Genomic DNA, 26,230 nt, shown 5'->3' on the forward strand with positions numbered 1-26,230 from the left:
GGGGTCAGTGATGCGTGCGATGTCCCCATGCAGGAAGCTTTGTACGATGCACATAGTAAGCCGAGCCAATGCCAGCAGCTAGCGTACAGCCAAGATCGAGAAACCAGTTTAGGTGAAAAGTGCCGAATAGAATTTTGTCGGTCGTATGCCAGGACACCGTGCGCGCGAATGCAAGTGCGGCCATTGCCCAACAGGCAGCAGAAACGATCGACACGCAGGAAAATCGCGCAGGCGCCTCCAGGAAACGGTAGCCCTTGTAAAAAGCAAAGGCAAAAAGCAGCAAAAAGCCGAAGATGACAACCGGCTCTTGGAAAGATCGACGGTCCGCATAACCGCCAGCATGAAGGAGCCTGCCCTTGAGAATATCATGCAACATCTCCTCGGCGCCCATAGCTCGCGATAAAACAAGCATTGCAAAGACAAAAGCGGTAACCGCGAATGTGCGGCCGTCCGCTTTTGCCCCGCGGCGCACCGCAGCATTTCGAGCCATAAGGCAGGCTACGATCACCGCAGCATACATGATAATGGCAATAAAATTCAACATGTTGGGTGATCCTGGATATGCCGTTCATTCAAGATGATAACAGGCCGGCCATCCTTAGCAACGACATGGAGGGAATGGAATGCGATATCCCGCCCTGCAGACAGGACAGCCCCCATTCTCCAAGCAGCGGGCGCGCAAAAGCAGGATACGTGCTTTCCCTTATTACGGTCCCTTAGGGCGGTTGCACCCGCCTATCGATGTGACTATGGCTTGTCTCATAATCTAGAGGTTCGGGGTAGATGGCGTTACACATAAACCGGGTTACGCCCGGAGTAGTTCTGGCAGCCGGTCTGGCCGTCTTTCTCACAGGTTGCGGGTCAACGCCCAAACCCGTCATTGGTCAATCCGTCGCTCAGATTTCGCCGGAGCTAGGACAGGAAATGTTCCAGTCCGCCCCTGTTGGAACCGCAAAACTGGGGCCGGCAGACGTTATCTCGATTACCGTGTTCCGTGAGCCCGATCTTTCGGTCACCAATGCCACTGTGGATGCCGATGGCATGCTTGTATTGCCACTGATCGGTTCAGTGCACGCCGCCGGAAGCACGCCTGGCGAATTGGCCAGCCTGATCGAACACAAGCTTGCAAACACCTACCTGCGTGACCCGCATGTCAGCGTCAGTATCAGTTCGATCGTGTCGCATAAGGTGACTGTCGAAGGCGCCGTGACCGATCCTGGCATTTACGACCTTCTTCCTGGCACCAAACTGTCCGGCGCGATTGCCATGGCCAAAGGCCCTTCACGAGTGGCAAAGCTCAACCAGATCGCCGTTTTCCGGCAGTCCGGCGATGCCATGTATGTGGCCCGCTTTGACTATAACGCCATGGAAGCAGGGACTATGATCGATCCCGTCCTTCAACCAGGTGATCGCATCGTATTCGGCACCTCTGCACTGTCGCAAGGTTGGCAGGACTTCCTCCGGACAGTCCCGCTGATCGGCGTCTTCACACGTTTGTAATGGTGTCCCCGATGAACCAGATCATGTCCGATACCAATTCCGCGCCGTCCGGCAACCAGTCCAGCTGGATGGATCGCTATCTTCCGGCAAACGCCAATGGTGCCGATACAGACCCGCTGGGTGGCGACCATTCTCTGATCAACATCGCCACGATCCGCGGCTTCTTCTGGCGCCAGCGTTTTATCCTGTCCGGTGTGCTCGCAACCGTGCTGGTAATCGGCTTCATTGCGACCATGCTGATCAGCCCTTCCTACAAGGCGACAGCCACGGTGCGGATTGATCCCGCCCATGAGTCGATCATCGAAGGCCAGGAACTGAGCAATCAAATAGTCGGTCGCCCGGTAGACTATATGGGCACCTTGGCAGCAGTCGTCAAAAGTCGCACGATCGCACTGAAAGTGGCCCAGCAACTCAATCTGGCCAACAACTACGCGTTTCTGGATATCAAAAGCGGCGACGACCTTGCCGCGCAGACCAAGACCGCAGCTCAAAGCCGCGAAAATCGGGCTGCCGCCATCCTGCAAGCGCACGTCGACACACAAAACAGCGTCGGCAACATCATGGAAATCAGCTACATGGCAGGCGATCCTGTCATCGCAGCCAAAATCGCAAATCGTTATGTCGATGCGTTACTTAAAAATGATGTCCAAGTTAGCCTTCAAAAAAATACTTATGCTCTCGACTACCTGAGCAAGAAAATTGAGGAGGTTCGGCAAAACCTGTCCACTTCCGAACGCAATTCGATTTCCTACGCCCGGTCCGCCAAGATCGTCTCGCAGTCCCTGCTTGGCGGCACAAACGACCAGTCCTCCGGCGCTGCCGCAGCACCGCAGACCGTCGTTGCCGCCAATCTCGCCAGCGTGAATTCCACCTATACCGATGCGCGCGCCAAGCGAATCGAAGCAGAACAGCGCTGGAACTCTGTGAAGTCCATTCCCGCTGCAATGCTTCCTGAAGTCCAGGCAAACGGCACCATTCAGGGCCTGATTGGTGATCGCTCCAGAAAACTGGCAAATCTGGCCGAGCTAAAGTCGCGTTACGGCCAATCCTACCCTCAGGTGCGCGAACTGACGAGCGAGATCGCAACGCTGACGAGCCAGATCGACAAACTGAGCAACGACATCAAAGCCGGCATCCGCCAAGAATATCAGATCGCACAGAGCCAGGAGCAGGCCCTGGGCAACGAGCTGAACAATGTCAGTAATGCCACGCTGGATGAGCAAGATCGCCGGGTCCAGTTCAATCAGCTTGATCGTAAGGCAAAGTCGCTCGCCACTCAGCTCGACAGCTTGCTTGACCGCTACAACCAGATCGCAGCTGCCGCCAATATCCAACCCGGCACAATTTCCCTGCTCGATCCTGCGACAACGCCTTCCCGTCCGGCTTCCCCCAACTTGGCCAAGAACCTCGTTCTGGCGCTGGTCCTGGGCGTAGGTCTGGCCGTGGCACTTGCCGTAGCAGCCGATGTCCTCGACGATCGCCTCCATTCGGTCGACGAGATCCAGCGGAAGCTGGCTATCAAGTCGCTTGGCGTTACGCCCATGATCCGCAACTACAGCCCGGCTACCTACAACAAGTCGCTGAGCGAAGCGTATTCGTCCGTAAGGGTGATGCTCGACTTCATCCTGCCAAGGCCGAGGCACAACATCATCATGTTTACCTCAAGCCAGCCAGCGGAAGGCAAGACCACGACCGCAGTGGCAATCGCAAAGCAGTATGCAGGCCTTGGCCAGCGCGTACTGCTGGTCGATGGCGACTTGCGCAGGCCAAGCATCCCCTATCACTTCGATGCACCTCGCTCGAAAGTAGGCATCGTCGATGTCCTGCTTGGACAACTTCCCCTGAATCAGGCCCTGATCAATCAGAAACAGGCTAATCTCGACGTTCTGCCGATCGGTACCATTCCGAACAATCCGGTAGATATTTTCTCTTCGCAAAGGATGGTCGAATTTCTCGCCGAAGTGCGCGATGTCTACGACCTGGTCATCATTGACTCCGCGCCGGTCATGGGCCTTGCGGATGCCGTTCTGCTCGCGCGGCTCACCGATGGTGTCGTCTTTATCCTCGACGCCGAGCAAGCACACCTGGGCAGCGCAAAAGCCGCAATCCGTCGCCTTCGTCAAGCGAACGCCAACATGCTGGGTACGGTCCTCACCAAGTTCAATGCACGGGTTGCAGGCGAGGGATACTACTATTCCGATTACTATTCCTACGGCACCGAGGATGAGAAAGCCTGAAGGGTGGATGAGGTGCGCCATCCGCTTCCCCAGTCGGTAGCGCACCCTGCCCTTGCAGGCGCTTGAGACAAGGAGCGGATATGACGCTGCCGATTGTCGTGCATCTGTCAGGCGATTTCCCGGATACTATAGATCGCAACAAGACAAGGGTCATCGAATCCCTTCTCGACCTGACCGAGCAGCGGTTCGAGCACACCGTTTATTCCATCAACCGGGTGGCGATCAGTCCTGTCTCGGCGATCACGGACTTCATCCGCACTCTGGGCCGCCCGCGCGGCCAGATTGATGACTGGCAACGATTTGAACGTGGCGTGGCCCTGGGTTACCGAGCGCCGGGCCGCGGCCTTCTGCATGCGACCTACCTCAAAACGGTAGCAGTACAGATCGCGGACCAGCTGCAGGCTAATCCACCTGCGCTGGTCGTCGGCCACAAGCTAACAATCGAGGGCATAGTCGCACGCAATCTTGCGCAGCGCATCGGCCGCCCTTACGCCATCACCATTCAGGGGGACACGGACACCAAGATCCTTGCTGCGCGGCCAGACCTCAAGGCCCTTTTCGCGAAGATCTATCACGGTGCCGCACATGTCTTCTGTTTCGCGCCCTGGGCACTTATCGAGATGGAGCGGCGCCTGGGAACAAGGGACGGCCCCGTCACTGTGCTGCCCTGTCCGACCGAACTGGATAAACCTTTGCCCCCCAAAGGCGCAGGCCGCGATCTCATCAGCGTTTTCCATCTGAAGAACTGTCACCGCAAGAACCTAGCTGGCATGGTCGGGGCAATGAAGATCCTGGCAAAGAGCGCACAACAGACGGGGCTGGTCGTTTACGGTGGCGGCAGTGCAGCAGACGAGCAGGCCGCCATGCGCATTGCGTCCGTCACTCCCTCAGTGCGCCTGGGCGGTGCTGTAGACCGGGCACAAATGCCGCTGCGGATGAACGAGGGGGTCGGCTTTGTGCTGCCTTCACGGCGTGAAACCTTCGGGTTGGTATTCATAGAAGCATTGTTCGCCGGGCTACCCATCATCTATCCGCAAGGGCAGGCCATAAGTGGATATTTCAAGGATGCCCCTTTCGCCCTCGCCGTCGATTCCTGTGATACAGCGGCCATCGCCCGCGCGATGGCAACACTGGTCCACAAGGAAGGCGAGCTCAAGGCAGCTTTGGCGGACTGGCAGTCAAGCAGTGACGCACGACGTTTCCAAAGACCCTCGATAGGTGATGCCTTCGCTCAAGGGCTTCTCAATTCAATTGTCACCTCAAACAGGTGAAGTGGTTGAGGTGGCCCTACCTTTCTGGACAGGTTTGCGGCCAGAGTAATCTCAAGTCGGCATTATAATATCGCGAGTGTGACCCCGGGATGCCGCAGAAAGGCGAGTTGCGGCTTGCGTTCGTTTTGCCATGCTGATTTCCGTCCACAAAAGGTCATCTGCGCCTATGGACAGCGGAGAGTAAAGAGACACAGTATGTGGACGCATTTGAATGAGACTGAGTGGTCGCTTTCAAAGCGTCCACAGAACGACCGTTTGGGAGACGTACGGCATGGGCGATATTCTGGGCTATGCCCGCGTCAGCACCGGCGATCAGGACGTGGCGGGCCAGACCATGCGTCTCGAGAAGGCCGGCGCCATCAAGGTGTTCACCGACGTCATGTCGGGCAAAAGCATGGAGCGCCCCGGTCTGGCCGAGCTGATCGCCTATGCCCGTAAGGGTGATACCCTGGCGGTGGTCCGCCTCGATCGGCTCGGGCGCTCGTTGGCCGAATTGCTTGCCACGGTTGAGACGCTGCGCGGCCAGGGCATTGCGCTCCTGAGCCTTGAGGAAAAGATCGACACATCATCGGCGGCCGGCGAACTCATCTTCCATGTGTTCGGGGCGATCGCCCACTTTGAGCGGCGGCTGATCTCCGAGCGGACCCGGGACGGCATCGCGGCAGCACGCGCCAAGGGCAAGCAGCCTGGCCGTCAACCGCTCGACATGTCCAAAGTGAATGCCGCCATCAAACTGGTTGAAGCCCGCATCTCTCCGACAGAAGCGGCTCGGCAACTCGGCATCGGCCGATCGACCATCTATCGCGAAATGCGTAGGATGGGGATTGAACGGCCCACCTGATTAGGCGGCACGTTCGTTCGCACCTGTCGTTCGCCGTTCGTTCTACCTTAGCGTTGTTTAGCGTACTTTCCACGCTATGCCCTCATTCAGGAGGTTTTGCGAAGAACTTCCGGAGATCAGCGATGTGGACCGATACCACCCGCGCGCATCATTCGCGCAAAGGCCTCGCCCTGCCAAGCGATTTGACCGATGGTGAGTGGGCCGTTCTGGAGCCCTTTTTCCCGCCGCCATCGCAGACTGGGCGGCCTCGCAAATGGCCAGTCCGGCGCATTGTCGAGGCGATCCTTTACCTGCTTCGCGGCGGGTTGCCCTGGCGGATGCTGCCCCCCTGTTTTCCGCCGGCCTCGACCGTGCAGCGCTGGTTCTACTTATGGCGCGATGCGGGCCTGTGGGAACGGATCAACCATTATCTGCTGCAAGACCTACGCACCGCCCAGGGCCGTGAGGCTTCGCCCAGTGCCGGTGTAATCGACAGCCAAAGCGTCAAGACGACCGAAAGCGGAGGTCCGCAGGGCTATGATGCAGGTAAAAAGATCAAGGGGCGCAAGCGTCATATCGTGACCGATACCGAAGGTAATCTGGTTCATGCCGTGGTCCACACCGCCGATATCCAGGACCGTGACGGTGCTCCGCTGCTGCTGGCCGAGATCGTCCGCTCGTTCCCATGGCTGCGGCACGTCTTCGCCGATGGCGGCTATGCCGGGAAGAAGCTCAGGGGTAGCCTCGCCCGGCTCGGGCAGTGGACCATCGAGATCATCAAACGGTCCGACAGGGCAAAGGGCTTCGAAATCCTGCCGCGACGCTGGGTGGTCGAGCGGACATTCGCCTGGCTCGGCCGCAACCGTCGCCTTGCAAAGGACTTCGAACAGACCCTCGCATCGGCCCGCTGCTGGCTGTTCACCGCTTCCGTCCAGCTCCTCACTCGACGCATCGTACGTCTATGAAAATACAGCCGATAGTTTCGAGTCAGACTCTGTAGAGATTATTCACACGTCGTGAATTTAAACCATTAGATGAGAATGGGGTGCAAATGAATAATAGAATATTTACAATCATGGCCTGTTCTGCCTTGATAACGGCTTGCTCTAACTCACCAGACGCCATGCTCAAGAAAGGTGACCCCAAGGTCTGCGCCTCGGACGAGATTCTCGAGCAAGTATATAGTATTGTTAAAGATAATGCACTGTATCCGACCAATGTAAATATCTCCCCCGCTGAGTACGAAAGTAGCAAGCAAGGTTGGATCAGCAAACTGAAACTCAGTGCCGATAATGTCACAAGCTCATCAGTCGACACAGGAAATCAAAAGATTTCGTGCTCTGGAACGCTTACTTTATCAGCTGCCGATATAGGTGAAACTGTTAGCGCGCCTCTTGAGTTTGAGGTGCAGGCCAATCAGTCAGATCAAAGAAAACCGATCATCGTGGTTAACATGGGGCCGATTCAAGGACATATTTTCTCGATCCTGACCTCGATCGCCAAACCGGATTTTGACGCCGCTCAAGATAAGCTTGACGCACAGGAAGATGCATTAGTTAAACAGGATGAGGATTTAGTCCGCGACACTCCAGGTGCTACCGAGAAATTGCAAGCGAGATCTAGAGAAAATCTAGTCGCAAATTTATTCAGCGAGCAGGAGCTGGCCCTTATAGATCGGATCTACCTCTCTCATATGATGTGCATGAGTACGGATGCGCGTAACCGCGACGCTTTCTGCCGGAAAGAAAGAAGGCTGAACAAGGAAGCTAAGGAAGCAGACTTGTGCAGCACGGCAGGCAATGAATGGTATCACTGCTCGAAGGAAGCCGAGTTACAGCAGCAGCGCGACGCTCTTCAACAGCCCGAAAACGCAACCCCCTCAAATTCTTCCGAGTAGTGCCAAGAGGGTCGTCATACCTTGAAGGCCACTTTCAAAATGGTCGTCCGTGAAAAAGCCCGCGATGTCGCTGGCGCGTGTGCGCGTGGGGTTTCCTAAAGATTTGCGATGCAGTCCAATCTTCAGGGAATCTGAAGCACGAAAATTTTGCCACCACCTATGTCCGATAACATCCCTTATCGGACATAGATGGTGCGTCCTAAATTTGCACCAATCCTGTTTTGTTCTGGCGTATAATCGCCATGTGATGTACGTTGTCCGTCCGCAATCAGCCAGGACATTCGCCATGACCATGCACAGCGTCAAGATCACCAGCGACGGGCGCATCCAGATACCGGCCCAACTGCGCCGGGAAATGAACCTGCGTGCCGGTGAGACACTTAATCTCGAACTGCACGATGGGACGCTTTCGGTGCGGCGCCCCTCCAAGACCCTGGAACGCATCCGCGCCAGGCTGGCGCCTTACCTGGCGCCGGACGCGGATCTGCAGGGCGACCTCAAGGCCATGCGGATCGAAGATGCGCAAAGGAATGCCGGGCGTGGCTGACAAGATCCTCGACACCTCGGTGCTCGCCGCCTTCGTCCTTGGCGAACCTCATGACGTGGACGAGAACGAGCTCCTCGCCGGCGCCTGCATGTCGGCGGTGAACCTCGCCGAGTTTCGCGCGGTCCTGGCAAAAAACGGCGTGGCCGACGAAACCATCGCTGCAACCGTGCGAGACTTCGCCTTCAAGATCCTGCCTTTTGGCGAAGCCGAAGCGGACATCGTTGGCAGGCTGATCGGGCCGGCGCGGAAATTGAACATCGGCCTCGGGGACTGCGCCTGCATCGCCACGGGCCAGATCGAAGGTCTGACGATCTGGACCGCCGATCGCGACTGGCTGAAACTCGAGGCGCCCGGCGCCGAGATCAAACTCATCAGGAACCAGACATGACCCGTCCCGCCCAGGATATCGAACTCGTGGCGCTGATCCGGCCCGGATCGGCGCTGGCGAGGAGCTGGAAGCTCGCCAAGCCGACCTACGGCATCTACCAGTACGACAAGGCCTTCGATCGCCATGAGCTCCGTTTCGGCGACGGCGCGTGGCAGAATCTGGAGCCCGAGCACATCCCCGACCTGGTGCTGCTCGAAGCCTACGGCACCGAACTGGTCGAGCGGCTGTTCGACGACTGATCCCGGCTGACCTCAGGAGCGCGCGTCATGACCCTTGATGAAGACGACGACGATCACGGCTATGCCATGTCCGCGCATGTCGCGGCGCTGATCGAAAGCGAAGAAGACGAGGAGGCCACGGTCCGCGCCTTCATCGCCGACATCTTCACGCAGCGAATCCGATCGCACCATGCCCGCGCCATGGAAGGCCCGCGGTTCTCCGAATGTCTCGACCGCTTCATCGAGCGCGCACCGCAGATCATCGAGGTCGTCGTCATCACGATCGGGGTCGAGAGCTTCTCGATCCAGCAGGTGCAGCGCATCACCGACGATCTTGTCGAGCTCGAGGATCGCGAATTTGTCGCGCGCTATGGCCTCGAGGAGCTGTTCGCGGCGCTGACCGAGGCGCAAGCCGCAGGCGAACGCGATCCGGAGACACCCTACGAGGCCCTGGCCCGTCACCTGCGGCCCGACGATCCCGCTGCCGGCGCCCGCGAGGTCGACCAACTCATTCTCCTGGTGAAGCGGTTCCGCGGTGCGCAACACAACCGCCGGCAGATCGTCACGCTCGCCGCACCGCTCTTCCTGGCGATCGGGCTGACCAGTCTCGGCCTGCCGGCGCTCTTTCACGCCATCGAGCCGGCAACGCCCTTACCGCTTCCCACGCCCCCGCCGGGCGCCGCGACCGTCGTCTTGGCGCTCGGTGTCGGTCTGCTTTGGCGCATCTTCCAAGGGTCGGACGTGATCGATCCACCGCTTCCGGCGGCCGCCGCGCAATGGCTGGCGGCCCATGACCGGGACTATGGCCTGCGCTCTTGGGATGAGCTCTACTGGCCGACCGCAAAGCGCCTGGCGTGCGAGCGCACCTTCCTTGGGTTCGATTTCTGGAAGAAGGTCCCGCCGCCGGAAAGCGAGTGGCCCGAGATCCGCTGTGCCGACCCCGAATGGGATTATTGGGAGCATGGCCCCGGCAAGCCGGTGAGCGCGCGCTACTACCGGCCCTTCATGGCCCGCATCGAGCGCTGGGATCATCACGCGTCGCGTGTGCTTCTGGGCTGCCTGGTTCTCGTAATCGGCGCCGCGCTCGCGGACACTGTCTGGAGCATCCTCTCCCGCGATCATATCGGCCTGTTCGCCAATCCATCGTTGAAAGTCGGGGTTGTGCTGGTCGCAATGCTTCTGACGTTTGCGCTCGCGCATGGCGGTTTGCCACGGCTGCGTTGGCTTCCCCGCGCCCTGCGCCGCCACTGGTTCGGACCGCTCCCGGCCGATGCCGAAGCCTATCGCGACTATCTGCTCGGCCGGACCTGAGGCAACGATCGTGACGGGGGATTTTTCAGAGATCGCGCGGCAAGCAGGCGCCTGGATTGGCCCGATCGGCGGTCTGGCCGGCCTCTACACGTTTCTCGCTTCGCTCCACCGCCGGCGCCTGCGGGTCGCGGTCGATTATGTCAGCGGAACCGATCTCAGCGGCTCCTGGCATCGCTTCACGGTGACCAACCGCTCCGATCTCACCCTGACCTTTCGCACCATCGGTCCAGCCTGGTTCCTGAGCACGCCGCTCGGCCGCCAGTTCCTCGGTTTCACGTTCGATGCCGAAGACAATGATCCGCCCTTGACTATCCTGGGCGCCCACACTTCGATCGAGTGGCACATGAGCGATGACGACTGGCAATTGGCTTCTCCCGCGCGTCTGCGCGACCGTGCGCATCTGCGCGTCGGTGTCGAGATACCACGGCTTGGGCGTCTGGCGTGGATCAAACCGCGCCGCCCGACGTCCTGGGATCTGTCGCTGCGCGAGCGCACCATCCATCGCCTCTACGGCCTGTGGGGCGCGAGCCTTCCGTGAGCGACGAGCTGACGCCCCTGCCCCCGATGGCGACGTTGTCAGAGCGCCTCCACGCGGAAATCAAGACCGCGCAGGAGACGATGAAAGCCGCGCACGCCGGCGCCACGCTCCGCGCCTATGCGTCCGACTGGGTCAGCTTCTGCGAATATTGCGAGGAACGAAATTTCGAGGCGCTCCCCGCACACCCCGATGTCGTCGCGCTCTACCTCGAGCGGCAAGCCCGCGAGGGAATGAAGACGTCCACCGTCGGCCGCCGCCTCGCCGCCATCAATCGCTACCACCGCGATGCCGCGCTCGCACCGCCCTCCGCGCGCGACGCCGCAGGCACGATCACGACGATGCTGAAAGGCATCCGGAACACTTACGGGAGCAAAGTCCAGCAAAAGGCCCCGGCCGAGGTCGACATCCTCACGGGCATGCTGGCTACCATCGAGGGCATGGGCCTGCGCGCGGTGCGTGACCGCGCCATCCTGGCGATCGGCTTCGCCAGCGCGCTGCGCCGCTCCGAACTCGTCGCCGTGCAATACGAGGAGATGTCCTTCGTGAACTCCGGCCTCCGGATCTTCATTCCCCGCTCGAAAGGCGACCAGGGTGCGCAAGGCACGACGATCGCGGTGCCCAACGGCCGGTCGATTCGACCCGTAACCCTGCTGCGGCATTGGTTGCACCAAGCCGGCCATACCGAGGGCCCTGTGTTCCGCCGCCTCACCCGGTCCGACACCCTCACCGATGCGCCCATGACCGACAAGAGCGTCGCGCGCCTGGTCAAAGCGGCTGCGGCGGCCGCCGGCCTCGATCCCGCGCTCTATTCGGCACATTCGCTCCGTGCCGGCTTCCTGACGTCAGCCGCCGCATCACGCGCGAGCCTTTTCAAGATGAAGGACCACGCGCGGCACAAATCGCTCGATACCGTTGCGGGTTACGTGCGCGACGCCGCCCTGTTCGACGATCATGCCGGAGACGAATTCCTTTGATGCTGCTCTTCACAGATCTCCTGGCCAAGGCAGGCTTTAGCCCGGCCGACGTGCGGCTCCTGCGTCACCAGACAAAAGGCCCCAACGGCCGCACGCCCTATCTCTTGTGGCGGGATCAGAAACCGGCCTTCGAAGACTACCAATGCGTACAATCGACGCATAATCGCACCAGCCTCGCCGCGCCCATTTGGGCAAGCTTCGTCGCTCCACCTACGGGCGGCACGCTGTTTGCCGGACTCTATTCGGCAAAGCGTATCGGGCACGCTGGCGAGCACTGGATCGATCCCTTGCACGGCGTCCCGGGCAGCACACTCACGAGCCACGCTCTCGATCGCTACGAAACCGAACCAATTCCGGACCTCGCCGACTACGCCGGCCGGCTCTGGATCGATTGGGGATCCGGAACCCGTTCGTGGGTCCAGCGCGCGGACCGCCAAAACAAGACCATTTGCGAGTTGACGCGCGCGTTTCGCGAAGACGCCTTCCCGGGTTACACGCATTTTCTCGCGCGGATTTCTGAGCTTCAGGGCTTGCCGGCGACCTGGGTGACCGCTCTCAGTGCCGCTCGAGGCGTCTACTTGCTCACGTCATCAAGAACGAAGGAGCAATACGTCGGCTCGGCGACTGGAGCCAATGGGTTTTTTGGACGCTGGCTCAACTACGCGCAGGACGGTCATGGTGGGAATCTCGGCTTGAGGAGCAGCGAACCAAGCGATTATCAGGTCAGTATCCTCGAGGTCAGCGGATCCGCCGCTACTCAAGACGATATAGTAGCCATCGAACAGCTCTGGAAGCGAAAGCTTCAAAGCCGGAAAATGGGGCTCAATCGCAATTGAGCTGCTCCGTCCTTGACCATCACCGGCATTCGCAACGAATAACCCTTCCCAATGCACCCATAGGCACCGGACCACCCCCACGTCACAGATCGTTCTTTTTGGGACTCGTGGGCTGATTCCATGGTGAATTTCGTCGCTCAAAATGAGACTCGCGATTGTCGTCATTCGATACGTATCCCGGATCTGATCCGGACGAAGATCGCTCGCGGTGCAACCAGCGGCGAGTGGCCCGCAGCTCACTTCCGACTTTCTCGTCACCGCCTCTACATGCTACATCGACGTATGGCACACGAACTCGATGACATTCGAGCCCAAACCGAATGCCCCAATTGCGGCATCGTCATTTCGGTGAGCTACAAGACCCTTCGGCTTGCACGAACGGTGGAATGTCACGGATGCGGCGAGACAATTTCGCTGATCGACGATACTCCGATCAGCACAATCCAGAAACTGATCGACAACGTTTGACGGTCACGAAAGCGTTGGTCGTTCATAGACCGGAAACTGCCCGAGGTTGGATAGGGCGGATTGCCATATGTCGATCGGAATTGCGTCTGGCAGCTCAAACTGGATTGCCTCCGCGAGCTTCCCCCAAACCTGTTCCTCTTCCGCAACCAGCACCATGCGCTCGTCCCTGAAACCAAGGGCAAGAACAAGCATCGTTGATTGCTCGACAGGTATCCTCGCTGCTTGGATGTCGCTGACCGCGTCCCAAGGTTCGACCCACGTGCGTTCACCGTCGTGTAAGAACACGCCGTCGGTGTCGACATTGATGATCCGCACGACAGGGAGCGATGATGTGGCCGTCGATTCCGTCATGATTCTCCGACTCCTGACAATCCGATTCTAGAAGGCTATAATTGAGGCAGGCGCACAAGGGCCTCTGCTATGGAACGTTTTGCATATGTCATGGGACGATATCGAAATTTGGCGCGCGGACGCCCCTTTGACCCGCCCCAGTTCCTCTGCGGTCGACGGATTTCTCACAGGTTCAATACTTTCATTCGATGAAAGTGACGACGACGCCACCATCAATGCGATCATCGGGGCCGCGGAAGCAAGTGCGCCTGCGAACAAAAAACAAAAGCTGGCCGCCGAACATCTTGCCCATCGCCTCGATGAAATCAGGCGCGCGCTTTCTGACGAACGTAACAGCTATGCACCAATGCTAACGCTGCTCGATAACGGTGACTTCGACCTGACAGAATGGGCTACCGGTTTCCTGGAAGCCGTGGGCCCGGATCTCGACCTATGGCTATATCTGTTGCAGGGAAAACGCGAAGCAGGCCAGTTTGGCCTCATTGGCGCGCATGCTGCAGGTCCGATGGGACAAGCCGCCCGAGAATGGATTGCCAAACACGAAGATCACGACCGGCTCAACGATATCGTCTTGAGGCAATGGGAATTCATTCCCAGTCTTCTGCGAACGCTCTATCGCACGAGACTTGCAAATGCGGCCAACTCCAGATGACGCTGCAAACCTCTACATCGCTCACGTATGCGGAGACACACCTTGCCGCCCCGCTTCCGACGCCACCGGCCAAAACCCCTCACAGATTTCGTCGTTTCGTTTGATGCAGCCCGGATCGAGCACGTCATCGCGGCGAACGATATGCGAGACGATCTCCCACCGCTTGTGGTAGCAACGCAGATAACGGCATGCGGTGCAGATTTCATGCACAATACAGCCCACCAGCTCAGCATACTGGCGGGCGACATAGATAGCGAAGTAGCCGCCTTTGAATCGCTCGTATTCTGCGCTTACCGGACCCGCATCGAGTTCAGTTCCATCCCCACGGCAATCGATCCACAGCAGATCACATCAATCTTCCAAGACGGCTTCAACCTATGTGTCGACGCCGTCGAAGAGAAATTGAACCGGCCAATTCGCGCGCTGTTTCAACAACGCCTTTTGCAATATGCCCAAATCGATCACCCAGCACGGGCCCAAGCGGACAAGTTGTTTTCACAGCTCTACGCCGCCGTCAAAGGGGCTTCAGAACCGATCGCTGACTACGGCAAGTGTGATCTGAGCGAGCGCGACATGAGGACGGCCACATTGTTCGTTAACGCATTCTCGATAACGGTGCCGGTTGAAGCTGCAAAAGCGATCCAGGGAGCACTATCCCACCGCGGCTTTGTATAACCCTGCGGCGGCCTCCCATTAATGTCGAAACTGATCCCAGTCTTGCCAGTCAGCTCCAGACGTCCCGCGCTTCACAGCTTGAATGTGAAAGGCCGTCGCAAGCACCATCAACACCACAACGATCGCCGTTGGCGTCGAACGGGTGATGGCATAAATCTGCTGAGCCATATCCAGTGATACCCAACGCGCAAAATGCGCACCGAGGCTAAGCAATTGAAGTGCAGTCGCCCAAAGCGGCCAAATTCGGCGCGCATTAAGCGCGAGAATGCCAAACCCGGCGAAACCCACGACGTCGGTCACCAGTGACCCGAGGTCGACAGCGTCGAAGCGGCTACTCCGCATAAATACCAAAAGCGAAAACTGCAGAACCGCCATCGCCACAACAGTTGCCGCACCCAATCGCTCAGGAACGCCTCCCTTCCAAAGGATAAAAATCAAGGCGACGACGAACGCGACCCAATAGATTTGCCTTAATTCTTCAAGCACCGATGTCCCCTAACCCGGCGTAAATAGACGCTGCAGCGCGTCGGCAACGGCTAAGCTCGACAGCAACATGAGCGAAATGAGTACGGCGATAACGAAAACCAGGACCACCCGCCCCGGCTTCCCGAATCTGTCGTCCACCCAATCCAAGCCGGCCCCATCGCGGTTCGAAATATCAAGCCAATCCCGATATGGTCGAAAACGCCGAGGCTTGGGCAAAACAAACATCGCTTGAGCATCAACGATAATCTCTCCTGTGTCGGCCCCCGTGACCGAGGAGTCCACGCCGAGCGTTATATGTGTGCTTTCTCCACATATGCTGGTCGCCTCTTCAAAGAGACGCGCGGTCTCTTTTCGGTTCGACGTACCCCATTTGTCCCGAACAGCCATAATCCGCTGATCGACGGTATTTGGCGATAGCCCAAGCTCGCGGGCGATCTCTTTCGTCGTTTGATGATGACTGAGCAAAACAAGCACTTCCGTCTGCTTTGACGTCAATTGCGCCAGCAAATCCTGTGCCTTCTGGGGGGTCAGCATAATGCTCGAAATCCAACAGCGTCATCCCCGCGAACGCCGTTCACGCTCCCGCCATGTCGCAAGATATTAACCAAACGAAGCCGCAATGCTTGGTCCTCATGTTCCCGCGCGCGCCATTTCCTATCTTCATTATGGCATAAAACCACATATGAAAATTTTGTAATAGTGGTGGTTTTTTCATATGCGCCACCACCATAGGTCAAATCACTGCACTAATTTTTGGCGTTGATCTCCCATTATATCATCGCGAACATAACACTGAACCCCGACTGCCGGGGGATTGGATTGGACCGCCGCGGGCAACGACGTGCCTCGACGTTCCCGCACCAAAGTGGACAACCGCAACATGTCTCAGGCGATCCCGGAATTCGAAGATGCTCCAATTCCTTTTACGCCTTCCTTAAGGCACGAGGGCGTTCCAGACGTGCACTTTTCGGACCTTAAATCTCTGCTTTCAGCATTCGACGACTTCGAGCGAACCCAGGACACTCGGGGCTTGCCTCTCGAAGCCCTTGAGACGACATGCCAACGCATCCTGGACGCTGACCCATTTGAACCCCTCGCTCTAGCGATGCGCCGTATTCTAGGCCATGCAAGAGAGATCCTCTCGCTAGGCTCCTGATCTGACTCACATAGCTGATGCTTGGCAACGAGAGACGGTATGCTAACCCGAGCGCATGACCATCAATCTCGAACTTGAATCGTTCTATCGTGAAGCCTCCGAAGGCCTCTTGCCGTCGCGCGATCCCAAAATAGAACGCATGAAATGCCAGATCGCAAACTGCGAGCTGGCGATCGAGCCGGTCAATCCGACAAAACTGGCAAAGATGAATGATGAAGGCGAGGAATGGGGTAACGCCGCGTTCGCAACACTACGAGCAAACGGCTTCATCGACCACCATTCTGGACATTTCACATGGACGCGCTTGGACAATGAAAGTCGCGTTCGCGAATTTGAGATTCTTGCTGCAATCGAAGCCGTCGTGTTACTGCGGAGCCAACGCCTCGACATGGAGCCACTTGTTCCATCGTTGGAAAAGCAAATTGAGTTAATCAGGAGTCAGACCGGACGAGCGCACGCGTTGGAAACCTGTGTTCAAGCGCAAATGCTGCTACTCATGCTTGTCGCATCTATGAATGCGACCGAACTATTCCGTGAATATGCCTCGTTGGCCAAATCGAGTTGGGTTTACGCCTGGTCTGCTTCACTAGGGGCAAACGCAATTGAAGCTATGTGCTCTCGTGCAGCCGATATTGTGAAAGCCGTAACCAATCACGACGGATTAGCGGCCGCACGGGCGGTCACAGCCCTGCGCGGCGTTCACCTCGACACTCAATGCGAGGGAAAATCCGGCGTCCCTTTGGCCTAAACGCTAGCACTCACAACATAGGCCTGGGCCGCGTCTCCGGTCTCCACCAGCGGCAACATTATGGGGTGAGCAAGGTGGACTAGTGGGAGTGTCCTGGCCCTCAAATCGGCTTCCCGCACGCGATTGTGATCGGCTATTCTCGATCGATCCAGGATGATCTCCTCGCCGCCAAGCAAAACTTCAGTGATCGATGCTCGGACACTCAGCCATATCGCGATGAGATCCAGTCGCCCATCGGGCAAGCAAAAACCCGACGCCGACCGCAACTCGCGCAACCAAAGCAACCCGCCTGCATCAGCAAGAAGATTCCAGAGAATTCTGAAAAAGGCCTGAGGCAAGAGACGATTAGCTACCTCTCCGATCGTCCGGCGCTCGCCTGCACCAAAGAGCACGGCCAAGCACTCCATCGATTTGAGATAATAGCGCTCATCGCTGAATGCCCAAGCGTTCATCTCGCCGGCGAGCTGGACGAACTTGGCCAATCGATGACCGCTCTCCCGTAACAATCTCGTGCAGCAAATTTCGACGAAAATCTCCAGACGATCGACCCCTGCTTCGATCATGCAGGGCGTCCACAACACGGGCGAAAACGATTTGTGCTGCTTTCTGAGGTAACCGTCGGTCGCAAGCGCATTGAGAACGCCAAGTATAGCGCTGTTTGAGAGTCCGCTTTCAGCGGAGAACTGTTTGGTGACCAAACGCTTCTCCGCGGCGAACTCGCCAGCGAGGAGACGCCGGCGTAAGTCGAGATAGAAATTGAGCGGCTTGTCGGTCGGCATCATTGCCTCAGTCATGGTCTGCAATCCGTAACCGCGATACCGGCTCACTGGCAAGGGCTGCCATACCTCCATTCGATTTGAGTACCACAGCTCCAACTGGATTTTTGGGCGAAGCTGTGGTACTCAAATCGAAAGGATGAAAATCATGTATGCTCCTTATGACGGCTCACCGGAAGGCAATGCGCTCGGATTGCTCTTAGATGCCGAGCGAGATCGCATTGCAGATGTTATGGTTGATCCCTTTGAAACGGCAGATGTTGAGCCTTCGCTTCTTCATCTCATCGTTTTCGTCGTAGCGGCAATCATCTTCCTAGCCCTTTGTGTAATTTACTAAGGGTCGAGGTCTAGTCGCCTCGATCCTTTTCCTCAAACCATCTACGGTTCTGTTTGTCTGTTACCTGTTGGCCGAGATCCACAGCGCCTTGAACCGCCGACGTTCTGTTCGCTTCAGCTGAATCCCGTCGACCTTCAATCGACTGACGACCAGAACTGATCGCCTCCGCAACCTCGTCAGCCAATCCACTGGGGTCCGATTTGTCCCGACGGTGCCCTATCCCTCCGTGGCCGCCTAAGCTCGACCGTAAATCAGACTCCGAAAAGTTACCCGGGCCGTCCACATGTCCGCGCAATTCAGTAGGTGAAATGAACTCATCCCGCACAGGCGCCATAATGCTGTCGACATAGTCGCGTGCAATTCTGTCGACGATCATGTCGCGCGCGCGCATTTGCGTCGGCGTCAAATCCACGGACTGAAGCGATGGCGCGCCAAGGGCCCTGAATTCGGCGCTATGGGCATAGTCCTGATACCGGCTTGCCACGATTTGCGACATGTCCTGCGAGAACTGCGCACCACCGCCTTCTCGGAGTGTCCAGGTCGTACCCAGACTTCGCGATGCTTCCTCGATCTCGGCCAGGTTGTGGTCAATCGATCGAATCTCCTGAACCGTCCTGTCGCGAAACGATCGCGAATCCGAATAGCCTTCGCGCTGCGAGAAGGTGCCCGATCGCGCAGACGCCTCCTCCTGATGCCGAAAGTCTTGGCTAGCCTCCTCACCTTGGCGGCTAACGGACCCCGAACTTACACTGGCGCGGTCGCTACGCGATTGTGAAGCACCATCCGTGAAATATACCCCATCTGATGCATCAACTGAATAGTTGCCAGAAAGGGCGGCGTTTCCAACACCTGCACCGCCAACTTTGCCAATCTTGCTACCCTTTCCACCTCCCTTTGGGCCGCCGCCGGGAAGACCGACAGATCCTCCAAGACCCCATGTTGTATTCTCAGCAGAGCGGTACTGATCCTGCGCCAAGCGAGTAGCTTCAACGCCCTGCCCGATATCTCTGCTGGACCCGACCTGATCAGTTACGCCCTGATTTGACGAGTAGCCTTCTCCCTTGGAACTGCTCGAGCCTTGGGTCGTAGAGTTTTGTGAACCACTCGACGACCGGAACCCCGTCGATTCGCTAAAGCCCATGCTCTCGAGTGCCGCAACGCGCTCCTGGCGAGCATGGGTCAGCTGTGTACGGCGCGTTTCGAGCTCTGACGCGGCCTGGCTGATATCCGCCATCGTCGAACGCGTGACACTCGGATTGAAGCCGAGGCTGCTGATGCCCGGCCGGTTGTCGAAGATCGCAGTCCCATCAGATGTCTGACCAAACTGTGTGCCGTTGGGGTTCGTAAAGGACGAACGCGCGAAACCGCCCTCAAAAGAAGGCGCCGTGTTCCAATGATCGCGCTGCACGACGTTGCCAGTCAGATTTTGATAGCTCTGGTTGCCATAGGCGTAATTGCCGGTAGTCCGTTCGATCGCGGCAGCCTCGGCTGCCGACTGCGCCGGCGCCAGCATAGAGGTCGCCTGGCTCGACACCGCCATGGCCCCGCGCGCCAAGCCGGCCGCCAAGAAGGGAATCGACATCATCAGGAACCCCGCGATCGTCGCCGTGTCCGAGTTCACAGCGTCGATGCCCTCCATCGTCGCCATCGTGAAGCCCGTGGGCGCGGCCGCGGCCATTGCAGCTTCTTCACGCCCCATGATGAACATGTGAAGAACCGCATAGAGCGGGCCCCATGCGGCAAGGTAGAAGAAGCCCGTCAGGTAGCCCTGGAGCGCGCTCACGCCCGACTGAGGCATCAGGAACAGCGGGAAAATGACAGGGAACATCGCGTAGAACACAACCGTAAGCACGATGTTGAGCAGCGGAACCCACGTCATCGCCTGCTGCGCGATCGTCACATAGGTGTTCTTCGCCTGGGTCTCGGCGCGCAGCATCGCAAAGGTGTCCCCGTCAGTGCTGGACAGGTTTGCCCGCGCCTCGAGAAACGCGTCGGTTAGAGCCCTCTGCTGAAAAATCTGAGCGGCCGTCTGACCAACGCCATGAAACTGCGCCGCCACTTCGGGCAGATCGGCTTCCAGCTTGTTCTTGGCCGCCGCAGCGGTGAGATCTGGAAAGATGCTGCGCGCCGCAGTCGAGAGCTCAGTATCAGTGGCTGCAGGAACGCCTGCAGCCCCGGCGAGTGTGTTGTAAGCTGCCTCGCAGGTCACGATGCTGGTTGTGTTGTCGGCATTCCAGAACGTCATAGCGCGCGCCGGCGAGCCTGGTCCCATTGCGGCCAGCACGTCCGCCGAATTCATGACATCGCCAATATCCTTCTGCCCGAGCAAGAAGTCATAGAACAAGCACTGCTTGTCGTACTCGGTCAGATTGGCGTGGACGCGAGGATCGCGGAACTTGAAGTCTCGAGTCTTGTCGTACAGCCGCGCGCCATAAATCATCCCATTCGTCCGATACTCGAGCGTGTCCGGCATCACGAATACGGTCTCTGCCTGCTGGGTGAGCCAATCACCGATCTGGCTTGAAAAGGACGCTATCGCCGCAAGACCTATCGGAACGTTGGCCACGACAGCCGGCGCCAGACCGGGGTTGATCCGATCCGTCACTTTGACGCTCGTGGTCGGGACGATCAGCGCCATGTACATGAGCGTCGACGACAGGAACCACGAGAACCAGGCGCGCCAATTCAAGCTGAACGCCACCACGAGCAGCACGTAGGCAAAACCGATCACCATCGTTACCCGGAGCATGGCCCGAAAACCCCCTCCCCCGGTCCATGCGGCAACCGCGTTGAGGACATTGACGATGTACTCGCCGCCCCCGATGGTGAAGATCTCAAGCATGGATCGCCTCCGTCAGTTCAAGCCCTGGGCAGCCGCCCCAGATCTGAATGAAAGTGCCGCGGACATTTGCGGAGAGATTGTGTTTCGAAGTGTTCGCTCCAAAAACACGGCTCGATCGACAAAGATTTGGGTCCGCTGGAGACGCTCGTTCATCGAATAGCTGTAGCTATCGATGACCGAACTGACGTTCTGCAGCTGGTCGCGCCACTGCTGCAAGGTCGCATCGTCAGCTTCGCTGAACGATCCCTGCGCCTTCTGTACGTAGCTGTAATATTCCCGGACAATCGTTTCGAGCATGTCCATCGCCACGATCTCGGCGAGGCCTTGAATGTCGGCTTCTGTCATCCCTCCGAGCTGGGCTGCCGCGTTGACGGTAATAATCTTGTAGAGAGGGACGCTCGTACCACCGAGAATGCCGACCTCCTCGGCCGTCAGCGCTTCGTTGGTGCGAACCTTGTTCGCCATCGATCGGATTAAGGTGGCGATACGAGGCTGAAGAGCCTGACTGGCACTGATGGTGACGGTATTCGAATACGAAGGATTGAGGCAATCGTCCGTCTCATCGCAGCGCAGAACCTTGGTTTCCGTCGAACCGACCAGTAGAGCCTGGATCAAGTCGCGGTTTCCATGTCCAAAGTACTTGATGGTGCCGTTGGCATCGTCCGAATCGGCCCGCTGGTAGACGATCGTCCCGACCAGCGTCATCAGATATTCCTTGAACTCCCGATCGAACGACGGGTAGCTCTTGTTGAGCATGTGCCAGGTATAGTTGTAGGACTTCGACGGGATGGTATCATCGCCATTCTTATTGAGCGTCTCCGTTCGCTCCCCGCCAGCATTGCAATCCTGCCTCGCCTTCGCCCAATCGGTCGCAAAGCCCTGACTGTTCGCTATTGCCTTGCAGACTTCGGAATCGCGCCCCTGATTCTTACCCCATAGACCAGCAACCAGCCCCTGCGCCGCCTCGCAGGACGAGATGTTCATCTGATTGAGCTTCTCGATCTTCTGAGCCATCTCCTCGATGGTTTGCGAGATCTGTGGGCTGATCGACTTGATCGCCAACTGGAAAGCGAAACCAAGCGCGTTGCTCGCCACAGCTTTGAGCATCGCCACGATCTCGTCCGTATTAATGAACGAAAACGCCCCGCCGAAGATGTCGATGCCGCCACAGCCCGCCTTTACGCTCGGCAGCTGGACGTTGACCGGGTTGATGTCCTTGTTCTTGAAGCGCGTCCAGACGCCGCCACCCGTGTAGTACCCGGCCGACTGGCCCTGAAAAGCCGTCGGACCATATGCGTTGCCGGCACCGCCCATATCGTTGAAGAAATCGTTCAATTCCGTGCCCACATTGGCAAATGTCTGAACGGCGCACATCTGCGATGCTGTAAGCACCAGCACCGCAATCCTCACACGCTTCCGCCACGGGGCGCGCCCGCGCCTGTCGATCCCGGCCATCAGTAATCACTCCCTGGTTCGGTCTGCGTGAGTGTGAAAATCCGGTCCATGACCTCATCAGCAGCCATTAAACCGTAGCCGATCGGAATTGGCCGCTTGGTCTGGGTATCGAACAGAACAAGCGCCGGGACCTGATCTCCCGTCAGCCCCATCTTTCGATATTGGCCGGTGTCGACCACATAGTGCGGAAACTGGTCGTTCGGCCCGCCGTCCATGGAAACGGCAAGAACTTCGAGCCCATACTGATCTGAAAGTGATCGGACGATCGGACCGAAGACACGGCAAGCTGAGCACGCTGACGAGTAGAAATAGAAGACCCCGTAACGCTGCGACAGCTGCGCCATCGTCGAGGCCTTTGCGGCCTTGCGATCCTCCATCCAGGTTCGCTTACCAAGCGAATTTATCGGGCGCTCAAACGTATAGTCGAGCTCCGGATTCTGCCAAACCGTCCTTCCCCAAACATCGGCAAACGTCGAAGCACGATCCAACTGCGCGCGCTGATAATGCATATATGCCGCCAGGTTCTCGGTCGTCGGATTGAGAATGGCCCGCGCCTTGAGTTCATCGAGCTCTTCGCCAATGGCTGCCAATTGCTTGACTGCAGGCACCGCACTCGGCGTCTCTAGCAAGGTTGGATACTTCTCCTTGTCAGGATCACAATAGAACCAGCTCCCTAGCTTTCGCTGCTCACAATAGAAGACATCGCGAACTGGCCCTGTGTCCTCCGCAAAGGTTGGTATCGCCGCGGCCGCCTGCGAGATAATAAGCGCGACCGCCGTCACACCATGAAGCGTTTTACGCATCGTCCGACTCCCGCGTCGTTGTGAGTAGATTGAGAATCATGCTGACGTTCAGAAGGCCCAGGCCCCGATCGATCATTCTGATGCAGCCGCCGTAGAGCGACGTCACAGCGTCGATTCCGTGCGGGGTGAGCCGATACTCGCAGAGCGTTTCGTCACCGCGGCGCACGATCCCTTTGGCGATCATCGTGTCGAGCGCGGCCGATACGTCCGGAACACGCACCTTGCGCTGGAACCAGTCGGAGAGAACCTCCTGCAGGTCTTCATCAGTTGAAATCTTCTGGCGAGAAATCGCATTAGCGACCGCCAGCTCGAACACGCTGAGATCGGGCACCCTTCGGTCAAAATGGATATGAGAAACGTCAGGCATCAACGTCATGACCCCCCGTGCAACTTGTAATATTCCTCGATCTTGTTCTGGATCTCGATCGACGTCTCGACTTCGTCGGGCACCTTCGCCGCATCAACGAACTCGTCATAGACTTCGGTGAAATCCATCTGCGACAGATCGAGTTGCTGAAACTCTTCGACCGTGAAGCCTTCGCAGTCGGGGTTCTTTGCCGTTCCCCAACTCATTGCGAGCTGCGCGCGCCCCTGTTCCTGAAGGATCCGGCTCAACTTGCTTTCAAAGCAGCAATAGCTCTTGCGCTTGCTGGTGCAGACCCCGAGGATCTTGTCGGAACAATATGTCCCGACATAGTGGCACAGCCCCATCCGGTCCTTCACATCGAGCAACTTTTCGTCGTTCGAGCACAGGAACATCGTCAGGAACGGCGTAGCCAGTGCCGCGATCGCCGTGGGCCCGCCCGCGATCGCGGCGGCGCCCGCGGCTGTTGTTATGAGGCCCGAAGTCTTGCCTGCGCAGCAATTGACCAAACCGAATACCGGCTTGTGACACCCTTCCTTGGCCCCATTGAACAGCGTCAGGTTATCTGGGTCGAACTGATCTCGGACATCGCCCATGGTCTGCACCGCGACCATGGCATCCTTGAATTCAGTAGATGCCTGCCGCTCAACCTGCATGCATTCGCCGTTGATGCAATAAAGATCGCCAGCGCACAGATAGGCCTGCGGATTTGTCGTGCCGCTCGCCGGCGTGACGCAGCGATACACGTCATCGTAGACATTGCATGACCCGTCGTCGTTTTCGCTCAGGCATTCCTTGTGATCAAACGTACATTGGGCGTTCGCCTGCAGCTCAGAACAGTCGTTGGCTGCCTTGCGCTCCGTGCACTGAAATGTCCGCGTCCAGGCCCAGCATGGCTGCGTTACGTCGACGCCGTTGATGTTGCGAGTCACCGGATCGCTGTCGCTGCAAACTTCGCTGCCCTGTTCAGCGCACTGCGCGTTGCCGGCGAAAGAAGCACAAGCAGACGTATTTCTGGTGATAACGGCGGGCTTTACCGTCTCGCCCTTCGACATCCAGAACGCCCCTGTCGATGGAACGATGCCCGTAAAATAGGCGGAAGAAGCCGCCGTAAGTCCGGAAATTTCCTGCGTACATTCAAGTATCTCGGTGCTGTAAGAAGAGTCCTTGCAATCGCCTGCAGCCTTGTATCCATAGAGACCCACATTACCACAATAGGAAAACGTTCCTTTGCTTTGACAGGTTCCAGACGTGACATATGAATTGAACAGCGAGCGTTTGGCATATGGACCTCTGTCCGCTGTGTAATAAACCCATGTCGTTATCTTCTCTACTTCAACATTTAGGGTCTCAGTGCACGTTTGCGTGCTCGTGATGATCTGGTCGCCCTCATTACATGTCTCGAAATACGTCGATGATGTCGTGCCGTCATTGGGCAGAGGCTCGCAATTACCGGTCGATCCGCCTGCCGAAAGGCCCGTTCCAACATATGCCTCCGGATCATATTCGATATCCTGAGCCGTGGAGAGGTCGATCGTTGCGGGGTCAAACTCCGGCCGCGAACTGTCGATAACAACACCGTAGTCCGGGTTGGAATATCGCTCGGAAATGCCCGCGTCAGTCAGTCCATCGGGGTCATCGAGATATTTCGACGCGTCAATGGCGGTGCCGCCGTAGCCAGGAACATCATTTTCGCTTCCCTCAGCTACCGCGCCGCTCGCCTGTGCGTCACGAACTGACTTCGCGAAATCTTCGCCCTGCTTGAGCGCGTCCGCCTGCGCCCAGCCAGGAACGGGTGCCAACAGCAAAACTGCTACAACAAAGGCACGCCAACCAGTCATTGCCGCGGTGTCAGGTTGGCAAGAGCGACACGCGCCGCAGGCGCACCAGGCCCCCTGCCCTCAACGAATTCCTGGAGAGCATAGGCCAAACTGACGTTGCCCGAGATCCTGTCGTGTGGAGGCGCCGGAGTTACGCAGTCAAGCTGATCGCACGGCTCGAAATTCGTCGACGCCGCGACGATGGTGGGTACGCGGTCGACCTTGAACGCCCGAAAGAGCCGCGGATCGATCGCAATGTTCGACGCCGATTTCTGGTCTACTACTCGAGACAGCGCCTCGACAAATGGCTTAGGGCCCTCAGCCGAAAATCCCCGGAAGATCACGACACCGCCAGCTTTCGTCGTATCGGCGATCGTTCGGCGAAGCGATTCCCCTGGCATCGACAAACTCACGAACGCCATGATTAGCGGTGTCGATTTGGGCCCAGCGACGGTGCTCTTCGCGCCTGCCACCAGCTCATCCAGATTTACCGGACCTTCGCTCTTACCAATCGCACTCACATCAAGATCGGCGATCCGATCCCGGGCATTGTCGACCACCTCTCGTGCCGCAGCGGCCGGTGGATCGCCTTGGCCAGTGACGAAGTCGAACACGTCCTGCGCGTCCTGACGCCCGTTTTCCGCGCGCTTCTCCACAGCCTGCAAATCAAGCCCGTCGATCGTCTGCGCCAGTGCAGCGCTCACGATCCCGATCGCCAATACACCGCCAAGACCAACCATCGATTTGCGCATTTTCGTCC

The 26,230-nt window shown here is 58.0% G+C and carries 29 protein-coding genes; 18 read left to right on the top strand and 11 right to left on the bottom strand.

The features are described from left to right. Positions 1-4: 4 nt before the first annotated feature. Positions 5-544 carry a hypothetical protein gene (locus tag B2G71_RS19190; RefSeq protein WP_098108330.1) on the bottom strand — a complete coding sequence of 180 codons (540 nt, stop codon included), beginning with the start codon at positions 542-544 and terminating at the stop codon, positions 5-7. Between the two features lie 380 nt (positions 545-924). Here B2G71_RS19190 and B2G71_RS19195 point away from each other — a divergent pair, with 380 nt between their 5' ends. The 14 genes from B2G71_RS19195 to B2G71_RS24570 all read left to right on the top strand — a co-directional run bounded on the left by B2G71_RS19195 (position 925) and on the right by B2G71_RS24570 (position 13,005). Continuing rightward, positions 925-1,500: a polysaccharide biosynthesis/export family protein gene (locus B2G71_RS19195; protein WP_168176415.1), complete on the top strand. Its 576-nt coding sequence runs from the start codon at positions 925-927 to the stop codon at positions 1,498-1,500. Positions 1,501-1,511: 11 nt separating this feature from the next. Beyond that, positions 1,512-3,737, top strand: a complete 2,226-nt coding sequence (locus B2G71_RS19200) for a polysaccharide biosynthesis tyrosine autokinase (RefSeq protein WP_168176416.1) — start codon at positions 1,512-1,514, stop codon at positions 3,735-3,737. 80 nt (positions 3,738-3,817) lie between these two features. Then, a complete protein-coding gene (locus tag B2G71_RS19205) occupies positions 3,818-5,008 on the top strand; it encodes a glycosyltransferase (RefSeq protein WP_098108333.1) in 1,191 nt (396 codons plus the stop codon). Between the two features lie 271 nt (positions 5,009-5,279). Beyond that, entirely contained in the window at positions 5,280-5,849 is a 570-nt protein-coding gene (locus B2G71_RS19210; RefSeq protein WP_098108334.1) for a recombinase family protein, read from the top strand. A gap of 122 nt (positions 5,850-5,971) precedes the next feature. Further along, positions 5,972-6,793, top strand: coding sequence for an IS5 family transposase (locus tag B2G71_RS19215; RefSeq protein ID WP_053556532.1), 822 nt, complete (start codon positions 5,972-5,974; stop codon positions 6,791-6,793). Positions 6,794-6,879: 86 nt separating this feature from the next. Then, positions 6,880-7,725, top strand: a complete 846-nt coding sequence (locus tag B2G71_RS23825; RefSeq protein ID WP_141521622.1) for a hypothetical protein — start codon at positions 6,880-6,882, stop codon at positions 7,723-7,725. Positions 7,726-8,011: 286 nt separating this feature from the next. Next, positions 8,012-8,272 carry an AbrB/MazE/SpoVT family DNA-binding domain-containing protein gene (locus B2G71_RS19225; RefSeq protein WP_098108336.1) on the top strand — a complete coding sequence of 87 codons (261 nt, stop codon included), beginning with the start codon at positions 8,012-8,014 and terminating at the stop codon, positions 8,270-8,272. Next, positions 8,256-8,660, top strand: a complete 405-nt coding sequence (locus B2G71_RS19230; protein ID WP_168176419.1) for a type II toxin-antitoxin system VapC family toxin — start codon at positions 8,256-8,258, stop codon at positions 8,658-8,660. The genes B2G71_RS19225 and B2G71_RS19230 overlap by 17 nt, the downstream gene beginning before the upstream one ends. Continuing rightward, positions 8,657-8,899: a hypothetical protein gene (locus B2G71_RS19235; protein WP_098108337.1), complete on the top strand. Its 243-nt coding sequence runs from the start codon at positions 8,657-8,659 to the stop codon at positions 8,897-8,899. The genes B2G71_RS19230 and B2G71_RS19235 overlap by 4 nt, the downstream gene beginning before the upstream one ends. Before the next feature lie 27 nt (positions 8,900-8,926). Next, positions 8,927-10,189, top strand: coding sequence for a hypothetical protein (locus B2G71_RS19240; RefSeq protein ID WP_098108338.1), 1,263 nt, complete (start codon positions 8,927-8,929; stop codon positions 10,187-10,189). Then, positions 10,149-10,727 (top strand): hypothetical protein, encoded by a 579-nt coding sequence (locus B2G71_RS19245; protein ID WP_141521623.1) that lies wholly within the window; start codon positions 10,149-10,151, stop codon positions 10,725-10,727. Before B2G71_RS19240 ends, B2G71_RS19245 begins: the two co-directional genes overlap by 41 nt. Positions 10,728-10,753: 26 nt before the next feature. Continuing rightward, complete coding sequence (locus tag B2G71_RS19250; RefSeq protein WP_098108394.1) at positions 10,754-11,701, top strand: site-specific integrase; 948 nt, start codon at positions 10,754-10,756, stop codon at positions 11,699-11,701. After that, the gene (locus B2G71_RS19255; protein WP_098108340.1) at positions 11,701-12,537 is read left to right on the top strand and encodes a GIY-YIG nuclease family protein; all 837 of its coding nucleotides are present in this window, start codon (positions 11,701-11,703) and stop codon (positions 12,535-12,537) included. The genes B2G71_RS19250 and B2G71_RS19255 overlap by 1 nt, the downstream gene beginning before the upstream one ends. A 120-nt stretch (positions 12,538-12,657) precedes the next feature. Next, complete coding sequence (locus B2G71_RS24570; protein ID WP_229710496.1) at positions 12,658-13,005, top strand: hypothetical protein; 348 nt, start codon at positions 12,658-12,660, stop codon at positions 13,003-13,005. 3 nt (positions 13,006-13,008) lie between these two features. Here B2G71_RS24570 and B2G71_RS19265 read toward each other — a convergent pair whose 3' ends face one another. After that, positions 13,009-13,356 (bottom strand): hypothetical protein, encoded by a 348-nt coding sequence (locus B2G71_RS19265; RefSeq protein ID WP_098108342.1) that lies wholly within the window; start codon positions 13,354-13,356, stop codon positions 13,009-13,011. Positions 13,357-13,441: 85 nt separating this feature from the next. Between B2G71_RS19265 and B2G71_RS19270 the strand changes: the two genes are divergently transcribed. Both B2G71_RS19270 and B2G71_RS19275 read left to right on the top strand, forming a co-directional pair. Further along, positions 13,442-14,008, top strand: a complete 567-nt coding sequence (locus tag B2G71_RS19270) for a UPF0149 family protein (RefSeq protein ID WP_098108343.1) — start codon at positions 13,442-13,444, stop codon at positions 14,006-14,008. A 42-nt stretch (positions 14,009-14,050) separates the two neighbouring features. Next, entirely contained in the window at positions 14,051-14,683 is a 633-nt protein-coding gene (locus B2G71_RS19275; protein ID WP_141521624.1) for a hypothetical protein, read from the top strand. 18 nt (positions 14,684-14,701) lie between these two features. Here B2G71_RS19275 and B2G71_RS19280 read toward each other — a convergent pair whose 3' ends face one another. Continuing rightward, complete coding sequence (locus B2G71_RS19280) at positions 14,702-15,169, bottom strand: hypothetical protein (RefSeq protein ID WP_098108345.1); 468 nt, start codon at positions 15,167-15,169, stop codon at positions 14,702-14,704. Positions 15,170-15,178: 9 nt separating this feature from the next. Beyond that, positions 15,179-15,703 (bottom strand): helix-turn-helix transcriptional regulator, encoded by a 525-nt coding sequence (locus B2G71_RS19285; protein ID WP_098108346.1) that lies wholly within the window; start codon positions 15,701-15,703, stop codon positions 15,179-15,181. A 677-nt stretch (positions 15,704-16,380) separates the two neighbouring features. On the opposite strand from B2G71_RS19285, the gene B2G71_RS23830 reads away from it, so the two are divergent. Continuing rightward, positions 16,381-17,073, top strand: a complete 693-nt coding sequence (locus B2G71_RS23830; protein WP_141521625.1) for a hypothetical protein — start codon at positions 16,381-16,383, stop codon at positions 17,071-17,073. Here the strand turns inward: B2G71_RS23830 and B2G71_RS19290 are convergent. Further along, positions 17,070-17,867, bottom strand: coding sequence for a hypothetical protein (locus B2G71_RS19290; protein ID WP_098108347.1), 798 nt, complete (start codon positions 17,865-17,867; stop codon positions 17,070-17,072). The two genes, B2G71_RS23830 and B2G71_RS19290, sit on opposite strands and share 4 nt — an antisense overlap. Before the next feature lie 130 nt (positions 17,868-17,997). Between B2G71_RS19290 and B2G71_RS23835 the strand changes: the two genes are divergently transcribed. After that, positions 17,998-18,186 (top strand): hypothetical protein, encoded by a 189-nt coding sequence (locus tag B2G71_RS23835; protein WP_141521626.1) that lies wholly within the window; start codon positions 17,998-18,000, stop codon positions 18,184-18,186. Between the two features lie 10 nt (positions 18,187-18,196). On the opposite strand, the gene B2G71_RS19295 is transcribed toward B2G71_RS23835, so the two are convergent. Genes B2G71_RS19295 through trbC form a run of 6 tightly spaced genes read right to left on the bottom strand, consistent with a single transcriptional unit; the run spans position 18,197 to position 26,222 of the window. Beyond that, complete coding sequence (locus B2G71_RS19295; RefSeq protein WP_098108348.1) at positions 18,197-21,028, bottom strand: conjugal transfer protein TraG N-terminal domain-containing protein; 2,832 nt, start codon at positions 21,026-21,028, stop codon at positions 18,197-18,199. Between the two features lie 12 nt (positions 21,029-21,040). Further along, positions 21,041-22,483: a conjugal transfer protein TraH gene (locus B2G71_RS19300; RefSeq protein WP_098108349.1), complete on the bottom strand. Its 1,443-nt coding sequence runs from the start codon at positions 22,481-22,483 to the stop codon at positions 21,041-21,043. Next, a complete protein-coding gene (locus B2G71_RS19305) occupies positions 22,483-23,286 on the bottom strand; it encodes a conjugal transfer protein TraF (RefSeq protein ID WP_098108350.1) in 804 nt (267 codons plus the stop codon). Before B2G71_RS19305 ends, B2G71_RS19300 begins: the two co-directional genes overlap by 1 nt. Further along, positions 23,279-23,662, bottom strand: a complete 384-nt coding sequence (locus tag B2G71_RS19310; protein WP_141521627.1) for a hypothetical protein — start codon at positions 23,660-23,662, stop codon at positions 23,279-23,281. Before B2G71_RS19310 ends, B2G71_RS19305 begins: the two co-directional genes overlap by 8 nt. Then, a complete protein-coding gene (locus B2G71_RS19315) occupies positions 23,659-25,491 on the bottom strand; it encodes a conjugal transfer protein TraN (protein ID WP_098108352.1) in 1,833 nt (610 codons plus the stop codon). Before B2G71_RS19315 ends, B2G71_RS19310 begins: the two co-directional genes overlap by 4 nt. Next, the gene (gene trbC / locus B2G71_RS19320) at positions 25,488-26,222 is read right to left on the bottom strand and encodes a type-F conjugative transfer system pilin assembly protein TrbC (protein ID WP_098108395.1); all 735 of its coding nucleotides are present in this window, start codon (positions 26,220-26,222) and stop codon (positions 25,488-25,490) included. The genes B2G71_RS19315 and trbC overlap by 4 nt, the downstream gene beginning before the upstream one ends. Positions 26,223-26,230 lie beyond the last annotated feature (8 nt).

This window comes from Novosphingobium sp. PC22D (assembly GCF_002556635.1).
In the GTDB taxonomy this organism is placed as follows: Bacteria; Pseudomonadota; Alphaproteobacteria; order Sphingomonadales; family Sphingomonadaceae; genus Novosphingobium.